Source organism: Lactobacillus sp. UMNPBX12 (assembly GCF_002553955.1).
Lineage (GTDB): Bacteria > Bacillota > Bacilli > Lactobacillales > Lactobacillaceae > Lactobacillus > Lactobacillus crispatus.
Genome location: NZ_PCYY01000002.1, coordinates 40186 through 60429 on the forward strand (window position 1 = coordinate 40186; position 20244 = coordinate 60429).

At 36.4% G+C, this 20244-nt stretch carries 19 protein-coding genes, 1 other RNA gene and 1 pseudogene; 19 read left to right on the forward strand and 2 right to left on the reverse strand.

Translation table 11 applies throughout. The features are described 5' to 3' along the window. Window positions 1-7 precede the first annotated feature (7 nt). The 16 genes and pseudogenes from CP363_RS01090 (at window position 8) to CP363_RS01165 (ending at window position 13205) form a co-directional block, all read left to right on the forward strand. On the forward strand, window positions 8-736 hold the full coding sequence (locus CP363_RS01090) for a YebC/PmpR family DNA-binding transcriptional regulator (RefSeq protein ID WP_005718738.1): 729 nt from the start codon (window positions 8-10) through the stop codon (window positions 734-736). Window positions 737-934: 198 nt separating this feature from the next. Further along, window positions 935-1909 carry a competence type IV pilus ATPase ComGA gene (gene comGA, locus CP363_RS01095; protein WP_098035712.1) on the forward strand — a complete coding sequence of 325 codons (975 nt, stop codon included), beginning with the start codon at window positions 935-937 and terminating at the stop codon, window positions 1907-1909. Further along, on the forward strand, window positions 1878-2879 hold the full coding sequence (locus CP363_RS01100) for a type II secretion system F family protein (RefSeq protein ID WP_013086094.1): 1002 nt from the start codon (window positions 1878-1880) through the stop codon (window positions 2877-2879). Before comGA ends, CP363_RS01100 begins: the two co-directional genes overlap by 32 nt. Before the next feature lie 60 nt (window positions 2880-2939). Further along, on the forward strand, window positions 2940-3281 hold the full coding sequence (comGC, locus tag CP363_RS01105; RefSeq protein ID WP_005721477.1) for a competence type IV pilus major pilin ComGC: 342 nt from the start codon (window positions 2940-2942) through the stop codon (window positions 3279-3281). After that, on the forward strand, window positions 3256-3681 hold the full coding sequence (locus CP363_RS01110) for a hypothetical protein (RefSeq protein WP_005721476.1): 426 nt from the start codon (window positions 3256-3258) through the stop codon (window positions 3679-3681). The genes comGC and CP363_RS01110 overlap by 26 nt, the downstream gene beginning before the upstream one ends. Beyond that, on the forward strand, window positions 3678-3947 hold the full coding sequence (locus CP363_RS01115; protein WP_005728527.1) for a hypothetical protein: 270 nt from the start codon (window positions 3678-3680) through the stop codon (window positions 3945-3947). Before CP363_RS01110 ends, CP363_RS01115 begins: the two co-directional genes overlap by 4 nt. Beyond that, entirely contained in the window at window positions 3901-4428 is a 528-nt protein-coding gene (locus CP363_RS01120) for a ComGF family competence protein (RefSeq protein ID WP_005727833.1), read from the forward strand. Before CP363_RS01115 ends, CP363_RS01120 begins: the two co-directional genes overlap by 47 nt. A 194-nt stretch (window positions 4429-4622) precedes the next feature. Then, entirely contained in the window at window positions 4623-5624 is a 1002-nt protein-coding gene (locus CP363_RS01125; protein WP_005718747.1) for a class I SAM-dependent methyltransferase, read from the forward strand. 44 nt (window positions 5625-5668) lie between these two features. Further along, window positions 5669-6853 (forward strand): acetate/propionate family kinase, encoded by a 1185-nt coding sequence (locus tag CP363_RS01130; protein WP_005722775.1) that lies wholly within the window; start codon window positions 5669-5671, stop codon window positions 6851-6853. 53 nt (window positions 6854-6906) lie between these two features. Then, window positions 6907-7275: a transfer-messenger RNA gene (ssrA, locus tag CP363_RS01135) on the forward strand. Window positions 7276-7483: 208 nt separating this feature from the next. Next, a pseudogene (locus CP363_RS01140) lies at window positions 7484-8374 on the forward strand (DUF3737 family protein). A gap of 8 nt (window positions 8375-8382) precedes the next feature. Further along, complete coding sequence (locus CP363_RS01145) at window positions 8383-9546, forward strand: MalY/PatB family protein (RefSeq protein WP_098035713.1); 1164 nt, start codon at window positions 8383-8385, stop codon at window positions 9544-9546. A 92-nt stretch (window positions 9547-9638) separates the two neighbouring features. Then, window positions 9639-10601 (forward strand): mannose-6-phosphate isomerase, class I, encoded by a 963-nt coding sequence (manA, locus tag CP363_RS01150; protein ID WP_023488052.1) that lies wholly within the window; start codon window positions 9639-9641, stop codon window positions 10599-10601. Window positions 10602-10636: 35 nt separating this feature from the next. Next, the gene (locus tag CP363_RS01155; RefSeq protein WP_098035714.1) at window positions 10637-11029 is read left to right on the forward strand and encodes an SdpI family protein; all 393 of its coding nucleotides are present in this window, start codon (window positions 10637-10639) and stop codon (window positions 11027-11029) included. Beyond that, the gene (locus CP363_RS01160; RefSeq protein ID WP_098035715.1) at window positions 11029-11751 is read left to right on the forward strand and encodes a response regulator transcription factor; all 723 of its coding nucleotides are present in this window, start codon (window positions 11029-11031) and stop codon (window positions 11749-11751) included. The genes CP363_RS01155 and CP363_RS01160 overlap by 1 nt, the downstream gene beginning before the upstream one ends. Beyond that, the gene (locus tag CP363_RS01165) at window positions 11751-13205 is read left to right on the forward strand and encodes a HAMP domain-containing sensor histidine kinase (RefSeq protein ID WP_098035716.1); all 1455 of its coding nucleotides are present in this window, start codon (window positions 11751-11753) and stop codon (window positions 13203-13205) included. The genes CP363_RS01160 and CP363_RS01165 overlap by 1 nt, the downstream gene beginning before the upstream one ends. Window positions 13206-13248: 43 nt before the next feature. On the opposite strand, the gene CP363_RS01170 is transcribed toward CP363_RS01165, so the two are convergent. Continuing rightward, window positions 13249-15453, reverse strand: a complete 2205-nt coding sequence (locus CP363_RS01170; protein ID WP_198995774.1) for an LTA synthase family protein — start codon at window positions 15451-15453, stop codon at window positions 13249-13251. 124 nt (window positions 15454-15577) lie between these two features. On the opposite strand from CP363_RS01170, the gene CP363_RS01175 reads away from it, so the two are divergent. The 3 genes from CP363_RS01175 to CP363_RS01185 all read left to right on the forward strand — a co-directional run bounded on the left by CP363_RS01175 (window position 15578) and on the right by CP363_RS01185 (window position 19097). Beyond that, window positions 15578-16180, forward strand: coding sequence for a VanZ family protein (locus tag CP363_RS01175; RefSeq protein ID WP_005721383.1), 603 nt, complete (start codon window positions 15578-15580; stop codon window positions 16178-16180). 87 nt (window positions 16181-16267) lie between these two features. Beyond that, window positions 16268-17605, forward strand: a complete 1338-nt coding sequence (locus CP363_RS01180; RefSeq protein ID WP_054832884.1) for a glucose-6-phosphate isomerase — start codon at window positions 16268-16270, stop codon at window positions 17603-17605. Between the two features lie 118 nt (window positions 17606-17723). Next, window positions 17724-19097, forward strand: a complete 1374-nt coding sequence (locus CP363_RS01185) for a DHA2 family efflux MFS transporter permease subunit (protein ID WP_089149923.1) — start codon at window positions 17724-17726, stop codon at window positions 19095-19097. Window positions 19098-19205: 108 nt separating this feature from the next. On the opposite strand, the gene CP363_RS01190 is transcribed toward CP363_RS01185, so the two are convergent. Continuing rightward, the gene (locus CP363_RS01190) at window positions 19206-20216 is read right to left on the reverse strand and encodes a serine hydrolase (protein ID WP_057726800.1); all 1011 of its coding nucleotides are present in this window, start codon (window positions 20214-20216) and stop codon (window positions 19206-19208) included. Between the last annotated feature and the right edge of the window lie 28 nt (window positions 20217-20244).

Genomic DNA, 20244 nt, shown 5'->3' on the forward strand with positions numbered 1-20244 from the left:
GATCCTTATGTCAGGACATTCAAAATGGCACAATATTCAAGGCCGCAAGAATGCGCAAGACGCAAAGAGAGGTAAAATTTTCCAAAAGTTATCTCGTGAAATTTATATGGCTGCAAAGAGTGGTGGTCCTGATCCTGATGGGAATCCTACATTACGTATGGTAATTGATAAGGCACGTTCAAACAACATGCCTAAGGATAACATCAAGCGTGCCATCAAGAAGGCCGAAGGTGGTTCAGAAGAACACTACGACGAAATTACTTACGAAGGTTACGCTCCAGGTGGTGTTGCAGTCTTTGTTGAAGCTTTGACTGATAACAAGAACCGTACAGCTTCAGACGTTCGTGTTGCTTTCACTCGTAACGGTGGTTCACTTGGTGCTACTGGTTCAGTTGCTTACATGTTTGACCGTAAAGGCTACATTGTAATTGATCGTTCAACTACTGATGCTGATGAAGATCAAGTATTACTTGATGTTATGGATGCTGGTGGTGACGATCTTCAAACTAGTGATGATGCATACGAAATCTACACTGATCCAAAGCAATTTGCAGGTGTACGTGACGCCTTAATTAAGGATGGTTACAAACTAGCAGATGCTGAATTAACTATGATTCCACAAAACACCACTCCAGTTCCAGCAGATAAGAAGGAACAATTTGAACATTTAGTTGATGCTCTTGAAGATAGTGACGATGTTCAAAATGTTTATACTGCAGCGGCTGATGAAGATTAATTAGTTAATGATGAAATAGCTTAGCCAATGGCTAAGCTATTTTTTTGTGCACTTTTTTAATGGTTTTTTAATCTTAAAATGCTGTTAGATCAACGTTTTTTAGAGTTGAGAAAATTTTTTGTGTTTTTTTCAATTTCTCACAAAAAAATCGACTTTTTTTGCGTAATAAATAATGTGAGGCAAAAAAGGAGGATTTTTATGAAGATCAAAGAAATTGTCAATGAATTATTGATTGAGGCAATTAAAGTTAAAGCAAGTGATATTTTCTTTTTCCCGAAAAAAGAAAACTTGATGGTTAAATTTCGGACCGGTAAGGGTCTAATTGAATATGCAGGTTTTACTTTGGAGACGGGAAAGGAAATTATCAATTTTTTTAAGTACAGTGCTCAGATGGATATTGCAGAACATCGTCGCCCGCAGGTTGGCGCAATGACATATGAGAATGAAGGACATGAATATTTCTTGCGTTTATCTAGCTTAGGAGATTTTTCCGATCAAGAGTCACTGGTTATTCGAGTCATCTATGGGATTGACCATAGTCAATATTTTATTCCAGAGCAGCTGGGAACAATTGAAAAGTTGGCTAAGAGTCGCGGATTGATTATTACTAGTGGTCCAACTGGCTCGGGCAAGACAACGACAATGTATGAAATTGCTAAGAAAATGAGCCAAAACAAAGTAGTGATGACAATCGAGGATCCTGTTGAAATCCATGAATCTTCTTTTTTGCAAGCACAAGTCAATAACGAAGCGGGAATTGATTACCAAAACCTATTAAAGGCGGCATTACGGCATCGTCCAGATATTTTAATTATTGGAGAAATTCGTGATCAAGGAACAGCACGTTTAGCAGTTGATGCAGCTTTAAGTGGACACCTGGTTTTTGCGACAGTTCATGCTAAAAGTACTTTGCAAACTATTTCTCGACTAGAGGGATTAGGTATTAGGTGTGACGAACTGACAAATTGTCTAACTGCAGTGTCGTATCAGCGATTATTAGTCAGTCAAGGAAAATTAAAGTGCTTGATGGATATTGCGGCAGATTCTTTGCTAAAAAAAGAGCTAGGCAAATCGGTTCGTGGTGAATTCGTTAATTGGCAGGAAAATCTAGAGCGTTTGTGGAAAGGAGGAGAAATTAATCATGAAGTATATTGGCAATTCCAAAAAGGATAAGTTAAATGGCGAAGAACAATTGGCCTTTTTGGATTATTTAAAACATAGTTTGGATAATGGTTTTTCTTTGCTCAATTCAATTGAATTAATGCCGGCATTGTGGCCAAAAAGGCGTCAGTTGATGGAAAGAATGGCTAGTCGCATGAAAGAAGGAGCAAGTTTTAGTACTGAACTGCTTAAACTAGGCTTTTCTAAAACGACAGTAACTCAGGTTAATTTGGCTTTACAGCAAGGAACCCTAGTTGAATGTTTGCAGCATTTAGCAACGTTGAATCGACTAAAACAGGAGCAGATGAAAAAACTGCGGGCTGAATTATCTTATCCGTTGGTTTTAGCGATAATGATGGTGATTTTACTGGTCTTTATGCAATCGTTTATTTCGACACAATTCAGCGATAGCAGTGATCATTCAGGAGATATGGTCATGATTGGTCTGATCATTATTGTATTGCTGGGCTTATATTTTTTTGCTAAGATCGTTACTTTGCTCAATAAACAGGATTATTCATCAATGAAAAAACTGAGTAAATATCCGTTAATTGGGCAGGTAGTTATGCTGTATATTCATTATTTGTTGGTTTATGACATTGGACTGCTGCTAGCTAGTGGCTTTTCATTGCAGCGAATGTGCGAATATGCGGCAGATCAAGAGAAAGGTTCATTGCAGCAAGCACTGGGACAAAAGATAGGGCACGATTTAGCTGAAGGAAAAAATTTAGAAGAAATTATTAATGCAGAGGATTTTTTGCCTAATAGTTTATTAGTTTTATTGCAGACTGGCTCTGAGCGAAAGAGCTTGAGTAAGCGCTGTTTGTTATTAGGACGTAGCCTATTTTTGGATTTAACTGAAAAAATTGAGAAATTAGTCGTCAATGTTCAACCAGCTTGTTTTATTTTAATTGGCTTATGCATTATTGGAATGTATTTGAAGCTGTTATTACCAATGTATTCAATGATGCAAGGACTATAGAAAAAGTGACGTTAAAGATAAAAGTAAAAAAATAGAGTGAAGAAGAGGATTAAGTTAAAAATGAAAGAGAAGATGAAGAAGTATTTAGCAAACATTATGGCTAAGCGCCGCAAGCAAGAGGGTTTTACTTTGATTGAAATGGTTGTGGTAATTGCCATTATCGTGATTTTGATTTTGCTAATTGTGCCTAATTTGATTAATCAAAAGAAGAATGCTGAAACTAAAACTGCGGATGCATTTAGGACTACTGTGCAAACGCAAGTTGAGTTATATAAGGATAAATATGGTGAACCTAAAGATTTTGAAGATCTAAAAAAGGACGATTACTTAACTGGTGATCAAATTACTAAAGCTAAAAAGAATTTCACGTTAGACAGTGGCGAAGTTGTTGAAAAGAAATAAATTAGCCGGCTTTTCCCTACTAGAAGTAATAATTACACTTGGTGTTTGCTGTGGCATTTTGTTGATTGGTAGTTTGCAGTTAAAAAGATATCAAGAAAAACTGATTTTTGATAATACTGTTAAAAGAGTTACGACGGCACTTGATCAAACTTCGAGGTACAGTACGATCAAGGAGGTTACTATTGGCGTATCATATCTAGCTAGATCCAATCAAATTTTATTCTCTGGCGGAAAATATCACAAAAGTATTCCAGTTGATCAAAATATCAAAATTACTGGCTTGGATCATTTTAAATTCAACCTGACTGGTTATTCTAAACCAGGTACGGTGACTTTTAGTGGCTACGGAATGGAAAAAAGCCTGAAATATCAAATGCTGTGGGGGAGAGTAGCGGAATGATAAAAGTTAAAGGATTTCTAGTAATTGAGAGCTTTATAGCAATTATAATTGCTGTGATTGCTGTTAGTTGCTTTTATATAACTGTAGCTGAAAATCAGAAAAATGGTCGTGAGATGGAATTAAAAACAGATCGTGCTTATGCTTACCATATACTGACTAAAACTGACCTGGAGCAAGTAACAGTTCACGATCGAATTTATCAAAAGGCAGGACGTAATCATGTTTGGGATGCAACGACTAAACAAACTTTTGCGGTCAAAGAGTAAAGGTTTTATGTTAGCTGAAGCAATGTTTTCGCTTTTTATTACTATGATGGTGCTGCTAATTTTACAAAATTTATTGTTGAGTGTTAAAAAAGCAAACTTGAATCAAAATCAGCATGTCAATGAAGTAGCCTATGCTTATGTACAGCTAGAAAATTTTATGCGGGCTGACAAAATTAAGGCAGTGTATCCAGTAACTAAATTAGCTATAAGTAATAGTGCTTCCTTTAAGTGCATCGATCAAAAAGGCGATGCAACTACTTACCGAATTGAATACTATAAAAAGAACGTACTTAAAGTATCTGGTGCAGGGAAAGGCTATATGCCGTTATTATTTAACGTTGAAAAGGCTGCTTTTAAAACCACTAAAGATAGCATCATTATTAGGGTAACAGAGAAAAATAAGGGTGCATCAGATTTAGTTTTTCAGCTTGATGAGGAACAGGAAAAGAAAAATGCTAAAACCAAAGAAAAAGACGCATAACGTAAAAGGCAGTGCCTTACTAAGTAGTGTATTAGTTTTAATGACCACGCTTTTGTTTATCAAAATGTATCAAGATATTTATCATGCTAGCATGGAGAACAATCGCCTAATTATCGAATGCTTAACGGATGATTGACTTTCCTTGCACCTCTTTATCCCTTTCTATAAAATAATTAAGGTATGGAGGGACCGCTATGGAAAATTTTGAAAAACTTTTTAATCAGTTTTTAGACTGTGTGCAAACTTTGCAAACGGCATTAAATGTTTCATTTACAGAAGCCTTAGTAGAGACTTTTGATAACTTAGAAAGTGGCAAGATTAAGGTTGAAAATGGTGCACCGGATGAAAAAACAGTGGCTGAATTAAGTCAAAAGTATCAAGCAATAGATTATGACGAAATTAGCCAAAAAGAAAAGGCTCAAGTCTTTACTTTTCTAACTTTAAAGGCAGTTAATGATGATGGCTTTGATGTTAACCAAATGCCTACTCCACCTGCAATTGCTACAGTAGTAGCAATGTTGATGCATAAATTATTAAAAGATCAAAAGATGGAAATCGTTGATCCTGCCGTGGGTACCGGGAATTTGTTGTTTTCAATTATTTCTCAACTTAAGGCACTCAATCATTCTAAGGATAATTATCAATTGGTAGGGATTGATAACGATGAAGATATGTTAAGTTTGACAGATGTGGCTGCGCATCTGAATAATATTGACATTGAGTTATATCATCAAGACGCTTTAATGCCTTGGATGTGTCCTAACGCTGATGCAATTGTAAGTGATTTACCTGTAGGCTATTATCCAGTTGATGAGAATGCCAAGAATTTTGAAAATCAGGCTAAGAAAGGTCATTCTTTTGCTCATTTGTTGTTAATCGAACAAATTATTAATAATTTAAAGCCTAACGGCTATGCCTTTTTGGTAGTTCCCAAGTCTATTTTGTCAGGCAAGATTGGCGCTGATTTTATGCCATGGTTAACTAAGAAAGTCTATTTGAAGGCGATTGTAGAGTTGCCAGATGATATGTTTAAGAACAAGTTTAATCAAAAGTCAGTTTTAGTTTTCCAAAATCACGGTGATGAGGCCAAAGCAAGTGAAGTTTTGCTTACCAAACTTGGTTCCTTGAAAAAAGAAGAGGCTTTAATTCAATTTAATGTTAAACTTAACGAGTGGTATGCAAAGATTAATCATTAATTGATAAAGCACTTATTTTTTTGAAAGAAGAGGAATTAATTTTTATGAAAAAAGTTTTGGCAATTAACTCTGGTAGTTCATCTTTTAAGTACAAATTATTCTCATTACCAGATGAAAAGGTTCTTGCCAAAGGAATGGCTGATCGTGTAGGTCTTGAAGATTCATCATTTGAGATTAAGTTAGCTGATGGTACTAAGCACGTTGAAAAAACTGAAATCCCAGATCAAGAAGCTGCAGTTAGCTTATTGATCAAGTTTTTAAAAGGATACCATGTTGTTGAAGAACTAACTGAAATTGTCGGTGTAGGACATCGTGTTGTTAATGGTGGAGAGTACTTTAAGGATTCTACTATTATTACTAAGGAAAATCTGCCTAAGATCTACGAATTGTCAGATTATGCTCCGCTTCACAATCCTGCTGAGGCTCGCGGAATTGAAGCTTTTATGAATGTTTTACCAAATGTGCCAGAAGTTGCGGTTTTTGATACTACTTATCACCGTAATCTTGATCCAGTACATTATTTGTATTCACTTCCTTATGAATATTATGAAAAATATGGTGTACGTAAATATGGTGCTCATGGTACTTCAATTCGCTATACAGCACCGCGTGCTGCTAAATTACTAGGTAAAGATTTAAAAGACTTAAAGTTAGTCATCTGTCACTTGGGATCAGGCGCATCAATTACTGCAGTTAAGGATGGCAAGTCTTACGATACCTCAATGGGCTTTAGTCCAATTGCCGGAATTACAATGGCTACTAGAACCGGTGATATCGATCCTTCACTCGTGCAACATCTAATGAAGGTAGAGCATAAGTCGATGGATGAAATGATTTATATCATGAATAATAAGTCTGGTTTGTTGGGCTTGTCAGGAATTTCACCAGATATGCGCGATGTGCGTGAAAGTGATAGCGAACGGGCTAAGTTAGCAAGAAAAATTTTCATTAATCGTATTATTCGCTACGTTGGTGCTTATATTGCCGAAATGGGCGGCGTTGATGCAATTATCTTTACTGCTGGTATTGGTGAACATGATACTGGTGTGAGAAAAGCGGTTCTTGACGCTTTCGCATATATGGGTGTTGTTGTAGATAATGAAGCTAATGAAAGTGTTAGTGAAGGACTAATCACAAAAACAGATTCCAAAGTTGCAGGAATGGTTATCCCAACTAATGAAGAATTGATGATTGAACGTGATGTGGTACGTTTGACTAATATTGATTAAGCATTTTTATCGCATGTAATGTGTGTCTATGCTATAATGAATAAGTATCTCAAGGGGATGTTTTGGGATTCGACAGGCGTAGACCCGCATTGACTGCGGTTCGTAGGTTACGACTACGTAAAAACGTTACAGTTAAATATAACTGCAAATAACAAAAATTCTTACGCATTAGCTGCTTAATTTAAGCGCATGTGTTGCTCCTTGTCGGTTTACTCGTGGCTGACACCGAGTATCAACTTTAGCGAGTTACGTTTAACTACCTCACCTGAATAGTTAAAAAGAGTCTTAACAGGTTAGCTAGCCCATCCTAGCCCTGTTATATGGCGTTTTGAGCTAGTGAAGTTCAAGTAATATAACTATGATCGTAGAGGTCAGTGACGAGATGCGTTTGGACAGGGGTTCAATTCCCCTCATCTCCATAGATAACCGTTCTAGATGTTGTTCTAGAGCGGTTTTTTGTTTTGTTAAGATATCCGTTTGACCGAAGTTTAACCGAAATCTCGATTCGCATTATAAATTTATGTTATGCATTACCCATAAAAATAAGTATTAAACATTATAGGAAGGAAATCATATAATAAATACTAACTTAAAACTTACTTTAGATAAACAGCGAAAAGGTGAAGCATAATGATTGAATATAAGAATAAATATTTTGCAGGTGAAAGAATTCTTTATGGATTAACTGATGCAATCCTTGATGGTATTACATTTGGCAGTGGTGAATCTCCCTTAAAAGAAGCTAAAAATATCAGATTAAAGAATTCAATTTTTAAATGAAAATATCCACTTTGGTATGATGAAAATGTGAAAGTTGAAAATACCACGTTTGAAACTATGTCACGGTCTGGAATTTGGTATACCAAGAATATTTCAATTAAAAATAGTGCTTTACAGGCACCTAAATTATTCAGAAGGACAAGTCATATTATTTTAGATAATGTTCATTTTGCTAACGCAGAAGAAACAATGTGGACTTGTAATGATATTAAGATTACCAATTCTCAAATTAATGGTGATTATTTTGGTAAAGATAGCCAGAATATTTATCTTGATCACGTTTCCATTGTGGGAAATTATGTTTTTGATGGTGCAGAAAACATTGAAGTTCATAATTCAACTTTTATCTCTAAAGATGCTTTTTGGAATTGCGATAATGTCACGATTTACGATTCAATTATTGATGGTGAATATTTAGCTTGGAATACTAACAACATTACGTTAATTAATTGTAAAATTGAAAGTGATCAGGGCTTGAACTACATTGATCACCTGGAGATTAAGAATGGTTCCTTGATTCATACAGATTTAGCTTTTGAATATGTTTCTAATTTAGATGTGGAGCTTAATACAAAGATTGATAGTATTAAAAACCCAATTTCTGGTAAAATTACGGTACCTGAGATTGGTACTTTGATTATCGATCCAGATAAGGTAGATCCATCTAAAACCGAGCTTGATTGCCCGAAAATAGGTACAAAAATTGTTCATTCTGATACGAACCAAACACCAAAGGATTAGTGAGATATATGCAATATGATTTTGAAAATGCACCAGATAGATCAAAGACTGATTCAGTAAAGTGGGATGTGAAGTCTGGTGAATTACCAATGTGGATTGCCGATATGGACTTTAAGACGGCACCTGAAATTATCGAGGCAATGCAACAAAAATTGACATTAGGTGCATTTGGTTATGAGTTCCCACAAGCAGATTATTTTAATGCTGTCGCTGATTGGTATGAAACAGAACATAATCATCGGCCACAAACAAATTGGATGATTTTTACTACTGGAGTAGTCCCTGCTATTTCATCAATTGTACGCCGTATTTCACATATTGGTGATAATGTTTTAGTACAAGAGCCAGTTTATAATATTTTTTATAATTCCATTTTGAATAATGGGCGCCATGTTTTGTCGAGTGATTTAGCTTTCGATGGTAAAAGTTATTCGATCAACTGGGCTGACTTGGAACAAAAATTAGCTGAGCCGCTAACGACTTTGATGATTTTTTGTAACCCACATAATCCAGTAGGAAAAGTTTGGACTAGTGAAGAAGTACAAAAAATTGCGGATCTTTGTCACCAATATCATGTAACATTACTATCGGATGAGATTCATGGTGATCTAGTTAGACAAGGTCCAGATTACACGCCAGCCTTTTCTGTAACAGGTGAAGCACAAAATAGTGTGATTTCACTAGTGTCTCCAAGTAAAACCTTTAATGTTGCTGCTCTTCATGCTGCTACGGCAATTGTTCCTGATGAGAACTTACGGAATATGGTTAGCCGCGGTTTAAATAGTGATGAAGTAGCCGAGCCTAATTTATTGGCGATTCCAGCAACGATTGCGGCTTATGAGCAAGGCCATGATTGGCTTAATGCTTTGAAAAAACAGTTAAAGCAAAATTTTGCGTATGTGCAGAATTTTATTGAAAAAAACATTCCTGAAGTACAAATCATTTCGTGCAATGCGACATATTTGATGTGGATCGATCTGCAAAAGATCAGTACTGATTCACAGGAATTAGCAGAGTTCATTCGCCAAGAAACTGGGCTGATTATTTCAGCTGGTAGTGTTTATCGTGGAAATGGCCATGATTTTATTCGAATTAATCTAGCTTGTCCTTTGACGATGGTCAAGGATGGGATGCAAAGATTAGCTACAGGTATTCATAAGTATAACAAGTAGCTTTACATGTAAAACAAATAGTATACATATATCTAAGAAAAGGGTTTCATTTATTCTACCTTAAAGTTTATACTTTAATTGAGGTGATTTAAATGGAACCATTATTTTTAACCCCATACTTTAGACCAAAAATTTGGGGTGGACGTAAATTAGATGATATTTTTCACTATGATATTCCAGAAGGAAAAGTTGGAGAAGCTTGGATTATTTCAGGTTACAAGGATGACGCGTCAACTGTAACAGATGGGCCACTTAAGGGAATGTCATTGCGGGATGTTTACTTGAAGCATCCGGAATTGTTTGGCAACCCTAAGGCCAAGGAATTTCCATTATTGGTAAAATTCTTAGATGCTAATGATAATTTATCAGTTCAAGTACACCCGGATGATGATTATGCTCGCAAAGTAGAAAATGATTCTGGTAAGACTGAGTCTTGGTATGTGATGCAAGCTGATCCAGGTGCTTATATTATTTATGGTCATCATGCGAAAAGCCGTGAAGAATTAGCTGATATGATCCACAAAGGCGAATGGGATAAGTTGCTCAGAAAAGTTCCGGTTAAAGCAGGCGATTTCTTCTATGTGCCAGCAGGTACAATTCATGCTTTAACTAAGGGATGCTTAGTAATTGAAACTCAACAGTCAAGTGATGTAACTTACCGCTTGTATGACTACGATCGTGTGGGCAAGGATGGTAAAAAGCGTGAGCTTCATACTCAAAAGTCAATTGATGTGACCACTGTTCCCCATGTTGATCCTAAGTTAGATGTTAAGACTAGCCAAGATCAAGATGCAGAAATTAAGACATTGGTTGAACCACCACTTTCACCACACTTTTATTTGTGGCAAATTGACCTTGATGGTACTTGGAAGACCGGCTTAAAGGATCATCCATACCTGTTAGTTTCCGTTATCAAAGGCGAAGGAAAATTAAAAGCTGATGGCAAGTCATATGATTTGAAGATGGGAACTAATTTAATTATTCCAAATGAGATGAAGAATTTCACTTTCACTGGTAAAATGAGAATAGTTATGTCTGCACCAGGTGAGGAATAACCGTTTAAATTTATCAGAATTAGGAGTGAGAAATCGTGATCTATGTCGCTTGTGGCTTAGTTATGGTGGCGGTAGGGTTGATTTGGCTGATTACGCCAGCCAAAAGGCCCAACCGAATTTATGGCTATTTATCTTATCTTGCGCAAGTTAACCAGGATAGTTTTAAGTTTGCTCAGAAACGGGCAAGCTGGTATTGTATCCTGTTTGGGTTTATTCAAGCACTGTTAGGAGTAATCATTCACTATTTGAATTGGGATCGCTATTTTCTCATTTGGCTGTTAACATTTTATTTATTTATCTTATTGCCAATCGTTTGTACCGAAAAAAGTTTGAAGAAATTTCTGTATGAGCGCCATGAATTGCCACATGATTATGTCGATCCTGATCAAGTGAAACGTCAGAGAACAAAAGGATTTAGGGATCAATAATGAATTTGAGAATATTAATGGTTGAAGATGACACTTCTGTTGCTGAAATGATGGGAATGTTCTTCAAAAAAGAAGGTTGGCAACAAGATATTGCTGTCGATGGTGTCGAAGCTGTCGATATGTTTAAAGAAAATGCAGATAAGTATGATCTAATTACGCTAGACTTGAACTTACCTAAAAAAGATGGGATTCAAGTAGCTAAAGAAGTACGGGCAATTTCGCCAACAGTACCGATAATTATGCTTACTGCGCGTGGAAGCGAATCTGATCAGGTATTAGGCTTAGGAATTGGTGCCGATGAGTACGTTACTAAGCCTTTTAGTCCGATTGCTTTGATTGCACGAATCAAGGCCTTGCATCGTCGGATAATGATGGAAGAAGAACCAACTAATCCGCACAAAGATAATCAAGATTATGAAATTACAACTGATCATTTACAAATTTCAAAAAATAGACGAGAAGTTTTATTTGATAATCAGCCGGTAATGGGTTTGACACCAAAAGAATTTGATTTGCTGTATACAATGGCACAAAAGCCTAGACAAGTCTTTTCTCGTGACCAATTACTAGAACTAGTTTGGGGCTATGAGTATTATGGTGAAGAAAGAACTGTTGATGCTCATATTAAAAAGCTTCGACAGAAATTAGAGAAGGTTGGTGCCAAGGTGATCCAAACTGTCTGGGGCGTCGGATACAAGTTTGATGATTCGCAGGTCAAATAATGAAATTAATTTACCAAAATATGTTGAGTTTCTTACTCATTATTGTGACAACTATCTCGATTATTGGTTACTCAGAGATTGGTTATGCGCGTAATCAAGCTTATACGCAAAACTACCAGCGGATGGAAAGCTACGCTAACTCTTTGGGAAACTTGGCAGAAGCTGATAGCCAAAATGGAACTGCATTACTTAGCAATAACTTCCTGAATCAATTAGAATATATTCTTCGTGGTGATGATGCTCATTTACGTATTTTTAATGATAAAAATGAGCAGATTTATCCCAAAACAAAGGCTAGAATTCAGCTTTCGCAAGAAGTTTTTACTACTTTAAAAAATGGGCAAGAGATTAGAATTCAAAATAATCATAATGAAAATTCACCGATTAGTTCAACTAAGGATGCCTACACGGGGGTTTTGGTTCCATGGATGAATGGCAAAAATCTTGTTGGCATTGTTTGGATAGGATCGAGAGTAAAGCATGTTGAGCGACCGATTTTAATGGCTAAACGCAATTTGTTGCGTGCATTGTTAATTACTGTAGCGGTTGGATTGTTGCTGAGCTTTATTATTTCTTATTATTCAACTAAACGAATTAAGCGATTATCACGTGCTACGCAAAAAGTTGCATCAGGTAACTTTAATGTGCAAATTGAGCATAAAGATAGCGATGAAATTGATCAATTGGCTGAGAATTTCAATAAAATGGTGCAGGCTTTGAAGCAGTCGAACGAAGAGGTTAAGGCTCAGGAAGAGCGACGAGACCAATTCATGGCTGATGCTGCTCATGAAATGCGGACGCCATTGACAACAATTAATGGCATTCTAGAGGGCTTGCAATACGATGCTATCCCAGAGGATTCTAAACCGAAGTCAATCGCGTTAATGCAGCGCGAAACTAAACGATTAATTCGGTTAGTCAATGAAAATTTGGACTATGAAAAGATTCGAAATAATCAAATTATGCTGGTTAAGACTAACTTTAATGCCACAATTATTCTGCATGATTTGAAGTCGCAATTAAAACAAAATGCAACTAAAGCCAACGATGAGCTGGTTGTAGAGGCACCTGATCAGTTGCCTATTTATGCAGATCGTGACCGTTTTACCCAGGTAATGGTTAACTTAGTTCAAAATGCGATTCAATTCACTCATGATGGCAAAATTATTATTTCGGGTAAACGGATAGAGCATGGAACACAATTATCGGTTAAGGATAATGGTATTGGCATGAGCAAGAATCAGACTAAGTATATTTTTGAACGCTTTTTCAAGGGTGATCCATCGCGTGCTCGAATGGGAACTGGCGAATCAGGCTTGGGACTTGCGATTGTTTCTTCTTTGATTAAGCAACATGGTGGCAAAGTAGAAGTATTTTCCGCACCAGGTAAAGGTTCCACATTCACCGTGACCTTTTATGACAAGGGCTATGAACAGTTTGTAGCTAAAAACTAAAAAAAGAACGCACAGTTTTTCTTGAAAGGTCTGTGCGTTCTTTTTAGTTATTGGTATTTTCTGAACTGTTTTTGTTTTTCTTATTCTTATTCTCTTTAATATTTTTAACGCTGTCAGGAACTTGGGTAATTTCTTGTTTTCTATCTTTTAGTTCAGCGGCATCAGTACGGTAAAGATTAGTAGTTGTACCGCGATGTCTGCTATAAAGCGAGGTGGAATTGCCAGCTAATTCATTTCTGATAGCGATCATTTTTTGATAATTGACGGAATAATCAAATTGGGTTGGATCAGCAGGGACAAAGCCAGTTGGGGTGTAGAAGCGTAACAAATTGTGGTTGTTTAATAAGTCAGAATAGTGTAATGATGCCTTGGCCTTTTGTGCTAGCTCAGAGATTTCTTTTTTCTCTTGAGGAGTAAAATTAATGATTTGTTTACCGCTAACTCGGTCATAAACGGTACCTTTGATTCCTTTAGCACCAACTATGATATATCTGGAGCTGACAATGGTCCCATTACGAAAGACGATCCAATTTTGTCTTTTAGGCGAAAGCATGTCGCTACCGAATTGGACATAGTTTTTATTGTTAATACCGAGCAAATGCATCAGTGTTGGCAAGACATCAATTTCACCAGCAATTTCATGGTTAATTTTTCCTTTCAAATTATTGGCATGAATCATGAATGGAACACGCTGCATTTGAACATTATTGTAAGTATTCCACGTGTCAGAGCTTTCACCAATAATTGGTGCTAAGGTTTCATTTTCAGAATTACTTAACCCATAGTGATCACCATAAATGACTACCATTGAGTTTTTGTAAAGACCAGAAGACTTTAAGTAGTGGAAAAATTCACGCAATGCCTCATCTAGGTAGTGGGCAGTTTCAAAGTAATTGTTGATAGTTTGGTCGGCAGTGTTTGTAGTCTTAAAGTTAGGGTCCTTGTCTTCTTTATCTAAGTTAAACGGAATGTGGTTGGTTACCGTAATGAACTTAGCATAGAAAGGCTGCTGCATCTGCTCTAAATATTTAACGCTTTCGGCAAAAAGCAGCTTATCTTTTAACCCATAGCCGCTTGCATCTTTACTTTGGGAGCTATAGTAATTTTTATCAAAGAAATAATTATAGCCCATATTTTTATAAACATCATTTCGATTCCAAAAACTACCGACGTTGCCGTGAAAGACAGCGGAAGTATAGCCATCTTGACGCAAAATTTGCGGTGCAGCTTGAAAGGTGTTTTCCGAACCTAAAGAAGTGAATAAAGATCCGTCGGGAATACCGTAAGTACTAGTTTCTAGCATGTTTTCCGCGTCACTGGTTCTACCTAGACCAACTTGGTGGTAGAAGTTGTTAAAACTGAGCGTATGTTTATTTTGATAAAGTGAATTTAGAAACGGCGTCACTTCTTTGCCATTAACCTTAAGATTAATTAAAAATTGCTGGAAACTTTCTAAGTGGATGATAATCACATTGCGGTTTTTCTCAATACCAAAATATGAGGAAGATGGAGCAGCATTTTGTTTTTTGGTGAAAGTTAAAATCTGGTTCAAGTCTGCAGCGTTGGCATTTTTAGTGACTTGAACATTTTGCGCACTCTTGAAGCAATCATAAGCGGTAAAGGTGTCAATACCAAGGTATTTAACGACATAGGAGCGATCAAAAGTGTTGCGCAATAAGCGCGGACGAGAAGTTTCTGCCAAAAAAATGTTAAGGGTTAGGATAAATGCGCCTACTGAGGTAATCGCAAAGGGAGTGGATAAACCATAAGATCTTTGATCAATTTTGATTTTATGAATGATCAGTAAAGTAACAATAACGATCAAATCAATCCAGATAATAATGTCTGTTGGATGCAGAAGAGCAACGGTACTTTTACCTAGACCCTGCGAAACTTTACCAACGTTAGACATCGTTTTAATTGTTAAAAAGTCCGAAAATTGACGATAGTAGATAATATTTGCAAAAAGCAATGCCGTATTGGCAAAGTCTAAAATTAACATTGTGATGTAAGAGATCAGCGGTTTAGGAATATAAAAACCGAAGCTGATTAAAATGATGGCGGACCCTACGGGGCTGAGCCACATAATGAAATGTTGATACGGGTCGCTCAAGCCTAAATTGAAATCAAAATAAGCTGCAAAAATATATTTCAGCCAGAAACAAACAACTAAAAGGGTTAAAAAGCCCGTTCGTGTTTGAATAAAACTGATAATTTTCTTTTTTTCCATATAATGCTCCTTTAACATCTTTTAATTTTAATGGTTCACCTCTTTTAAAACAATAATTTGCTAAGAGTTATCTTTTTTTTAAGATTTTCCAGCCGTGAAAATAGGTATAATCTATAATGAATATTTTGGAAAGAGGCAAAGTATGCTATTTTTGGGCCCACTTTATAGTTTTTTAGCTAAACAGTATGCAACTAATATTAACCACTTTGCATTAGTTAAATTAACCTTATTAGCGCTGGATAAAACAATATTTTATTTTTTAATTTTTGCTGTATTGCGTTTAATTTGGCTTCTTTTGGTGCGCCGCAGAAGATCAATTAGGTCTGAAGCTAGCGTTTGGGTCTTTTCTTTTTACATAATCTTAGTTTTGATGCTGACAACTTTTAGAAATACCTACTTTCCGTGGCAGCTTGATTTTAATTTCTCTAGGCCATTGAGTGATATTAACTTGGTATTCATGAAGGAAACTTGGAAATTAGTCTATGCTCCCAGTCATTTGGATTTCTTTTATAATTCTTTTGGCAATGTCTTGTGCTTTGTGCCATTTGGCATTTTTTTCCCCATTGTTTTTTCAAAAAGAGCAACGTTTTTAAGGACGGTACTGATGGGGATGCTGTTTTCAGTGGGAATTGAGACTCTGCAGTTTTTGCTGGTGACGGGGGTTAGCGATATTGATGATGTTTTCTTCAATACTTGTGGAGCAATTTTGGGTTATGTGATTTTTAAAATTGTCAAAAAAGCCTGAATGCGCTTATAATGTACTGGTATTTATAAATCAAGATTGTTAAAATAGGTTTGTGAAAAATATTTTATTTAGTTAGGAAGCAGATTTATGAGTTTAATTAAATTTGATAGTAGTAAATTAACTCCATTTGTTCACGAAAATGAATTAAGTGAAATGCAAGTTATGGTAAATGCTGCTAACACTGAACTCCGTGAAGGTACCGGTGCTGGTAATGATTTCCGTGGTTGGCTTGACTTGCCAGTAGATTATGACAAGGATGAATTCGCTCGTATTAAGAAGGCTGCCAAGAAGATTCAAAACGATTCAGATGTTTTAATTTGTATCGGTATTGGTGGTTCATACCTTGGTGCACAAGCTGCAATTGAATTCTTGAACAGTAACTTCTATGGTAAGGCTGACAGCGATATGCCAACTGTTGTCTTCTGTGGTAACTCACTTTCAGGTTCATACCTTTACGACTTAATTGAATGGTTAGGCGACAAGGACTTCAGCATTAACGTAATTTCTAAGTCAGGTACTACTACTGAACCATCAGTAGCATTTAGAATCTTTAAAGATAAGTTAATTAAGAAGTACGGTAAAGAAGAAGCTGCTAAGAGAATTTACGCAACTACTGACCGTCAAAAGGGTGCTTTAAAGACTGAAGCTGATGCTGAAGGTTATGAAGAATTTGTAGTTCCAGATGACATTGGTGGTCGTTACAGTGTTCTCACTGCTGTTGGTTTACTTCCAATTGCTGCAGCTGGTGCTGATATTGATGAATTGATGAAGGGTGCAGCAGACGCTCGTGCTGATTACACTGACACTGATTTGTCAAAGGCAACTCCATACCAATACGCAGCACTTCGTAACATCCTTTACCGTAAGGGTTACACTACTGAAATTGTTGAAAACTATGAACCAAGTCTTAGAATGTTTGGTGAATGGTGCAAACAATTGATGGGTGAATCAGAAGGTAAAGACAACAAGGGTATCTGGCCATCAAGCGCTAACTTCACTACTGACCTTCACTCACTTGGTCAATACATCCAAGAAGGTTTACGTAACTTATTCGAAACTGTTATCCGTGTTGAAAATCCTCGTCATGATGTTAAGATTCCAGGTGATGAAAAGAACCTTGACCAACTTAACTTCTTGGAAGGTAAGAGCTTGAACTACGTAAACGATCGTGCTTATGAAGGTGTTGTTTTGGCTCACACTGATGGTGGTGTTCCAGTTATGACTGTTAACATTCCAGATCAATCTGAACACACTTTAGGTTACATGATTTACTTCTTTGAATTAGCTATTGCTATTTCAGGTTACTTGAATGGCATTAACCCATTCAACCAACCAGGTGTTGAAGAATACAAACGTAACATGTTTGGTCTTCTTAACAAACCAGGTTACGAAGATTTACACGACGATTTAACTAAGCGTCTTTAATAAAAATACTCAGCATATTTGATAGTATGCGTATTAATATAATTAGCTGTGCTAATTAAAGAAAGAGTAGGAAACAAAGGTTTTTTGCTCTTTCTTTTTTTGTGGAAAGGATTTTTGCGTGAAAGAGAATACTAAAAATGTTTTAGCAGTATTATCAGCTGCGTTTATGTCATTTGTCGGAATTTTGACGGAAACTAGTTTAAACGTCACTTTTCCTACGATGATGAAGCAATTTGGTGTCGGTTTGGATATAATTCAATGGACGACAACAGGATATTTATTGGCGATTGCGATTATTATGATTTGTTCTTCATATTTGAATGAACGTTTTACTGCGCGGCAATTGTTTATTGTTGCTTGCGTTGGTTTTATGATTGGAAGCGTAATTAGTGCTGTAGCACCTAATTTTCCTATTTTACTGTTAGGTCGGCTGATTTCAGCTCTAGGTGCAGGATTAAGTACACCGTTGATGTTTAACTTAGTAACCGAAGTTATGCCTCGCAAAAAATGGGGCGTTTACATGGGAATCGCCGGCTTAGTAGTAGCTATGGCACCGACTTTAGGACCAGCATTTGGCGGTATCACTACTTTTTATCTTAACTGGCGCTGGATTTTTGGTTTTGTTACAATTTTTGCGATCATTGTTTTTGTTGCCGGGCTATTTGTAGTCGGTAAGTATCATGAACAAACTAAAAATAGTTTTGATTGGCTATCATTTATCGTTTTAGCTATAGCATTTATTACTTTGACATTAGGCGTAAATCAAATTAGTAATGGATTTGCTAATCCTTTAATGTGGATTTTATTAATTGTGACTGCAATTTTAATTTGGTTATTTGTTAGATTATCTAAAAAATCATCCAAGAAATTGTTAGATCTAGCCGTATTTAAGCAAAAAGCGTTTGTTTATGGTGCGTTAGCTTACTTTTTATTGCAATTTAATAATATTGGTATCAGTTTTGTATTGCCTAACTACATCCAAATTGTCGGAAAGCAAACATCTTTAGTTGGTGGTTTGATTTTGCTACCAGGTAGTATTATTGCAGGGCTACTCAATCCATATTTTGGTAGCCTATATGATAAAAAAGGAGCTAAATTGCCACTTTATTTAGGTGGCTTCTTAATGGCGATCAGCTGCTTGTTATTTGCTATTTTTGGCTTAAATTTGACTGCGATGATGATCATTATTATTTATGGCATCATAATGTTAGGACACAGAATGTCATTTTCTAACACGCTAGCTGAAGCTTTGAAGGTAGAAAAAGGAGCATTGCGCGCCGATGCAACCGCAGTTTGTCAGACTAGCCAGCAATTAGCCGGTTCTGTAGGAACAACTATCTTAGCAGCAATTATGTCGATTTGGCAGAAAAAGGGTTCAGCGTCCTATGCACTGGCGACAGCTCAAGGTAGTCAGGCAGCCTTTTACTTTACCTTGTTAATGGCATTGATCATTTTAATTAGCTACTGGAAAATGTTTAAAGCAGAAAAATAATATTTGACTAGTACATTAGCGTTAAAATAAGTTATAATACTAGACGGATGATGAAATTTAGTGAGAGATAAAAAGACGACTGACACACAGCCGTCTTTTTTCTATAAATTATATTTTGGCGTTTTCGTTTATAAAACTACGGATAATTTTTTCGCGCATAGCTAAGAAAACAGTGTTGTGTCCAGTCGGATGGACTCGATTGGTCAATAAAATTAGACCAGAGCGTTTGATGCGATCAAGAATAATTAAAGTACCAGTAAAACCGGTGTGCAAAATGATCGGATAATTTTGCTTTGGATCAAACCGAAGGTCCCATCCCCAAGAGCGTGGTTTTATGCCTTGGGGATTTTTATTATCAAATAGCTGGCTGACAGTCTTTTGACTATAAGGTAAAACATCCTTTAGTCCTAAATAACCTTGGGCGAAGGTAACTAAGTCTTGAAGATTGGAAAATAAGCCAGCAGAACCGCAATCTATTCCAAGTTGTCTAGCTTTAGGATCATGTGGAATACCTTGCAAGACATGGCCATCAACTAGGGCAGTAGGCACGCAATCATCCTTTTGTGGTGAAAAAGTAGTATTTTCAAGCGGCATTTGATTGAGGACTTGCTCTGTGACTACTTCTTGGACAGGTTTACCAAAAATCTTTTTAATAACTAATCCAAGTAAGATAAAGTTTGTATCGGCATACCGCATCTTGTGTTCAAATTCGTCAGTTACTGGCAGATTGATAATTGCTTGTAGTAAGGCATCATGATCTAGTTTGTCACGGTGGGGGATCCAGCCACGAATGCCACTAGTATGGGTTAGCAAGTGATAAAGGCGTACACGCGGGTCTTTAAATTCAGGAATAAATTGCTGCAAGGGCTCAGTAAAGTTAAGTTTGCCTTGGTCATAAAGCTTAAGCAAGACATTTTCTGTTGCTAAAACCTTAGTCAAACTAGCTAGGTCGTATTCTGCAAAAGGGCTCAGCTGAGTAACTTCTGGGTAGATACTAGCAAAACCAGTAGTTGATGTAAAAATTTGCTTATTTTTGATAAAAGTGTAATTGACGCCTGGAACAACGCGTTCAAAAACCATTGATTCAATTAAATGCTGTGTTTTATTAAAGTCGATCATGTTTCACCATCCATTAGCATTATTATAG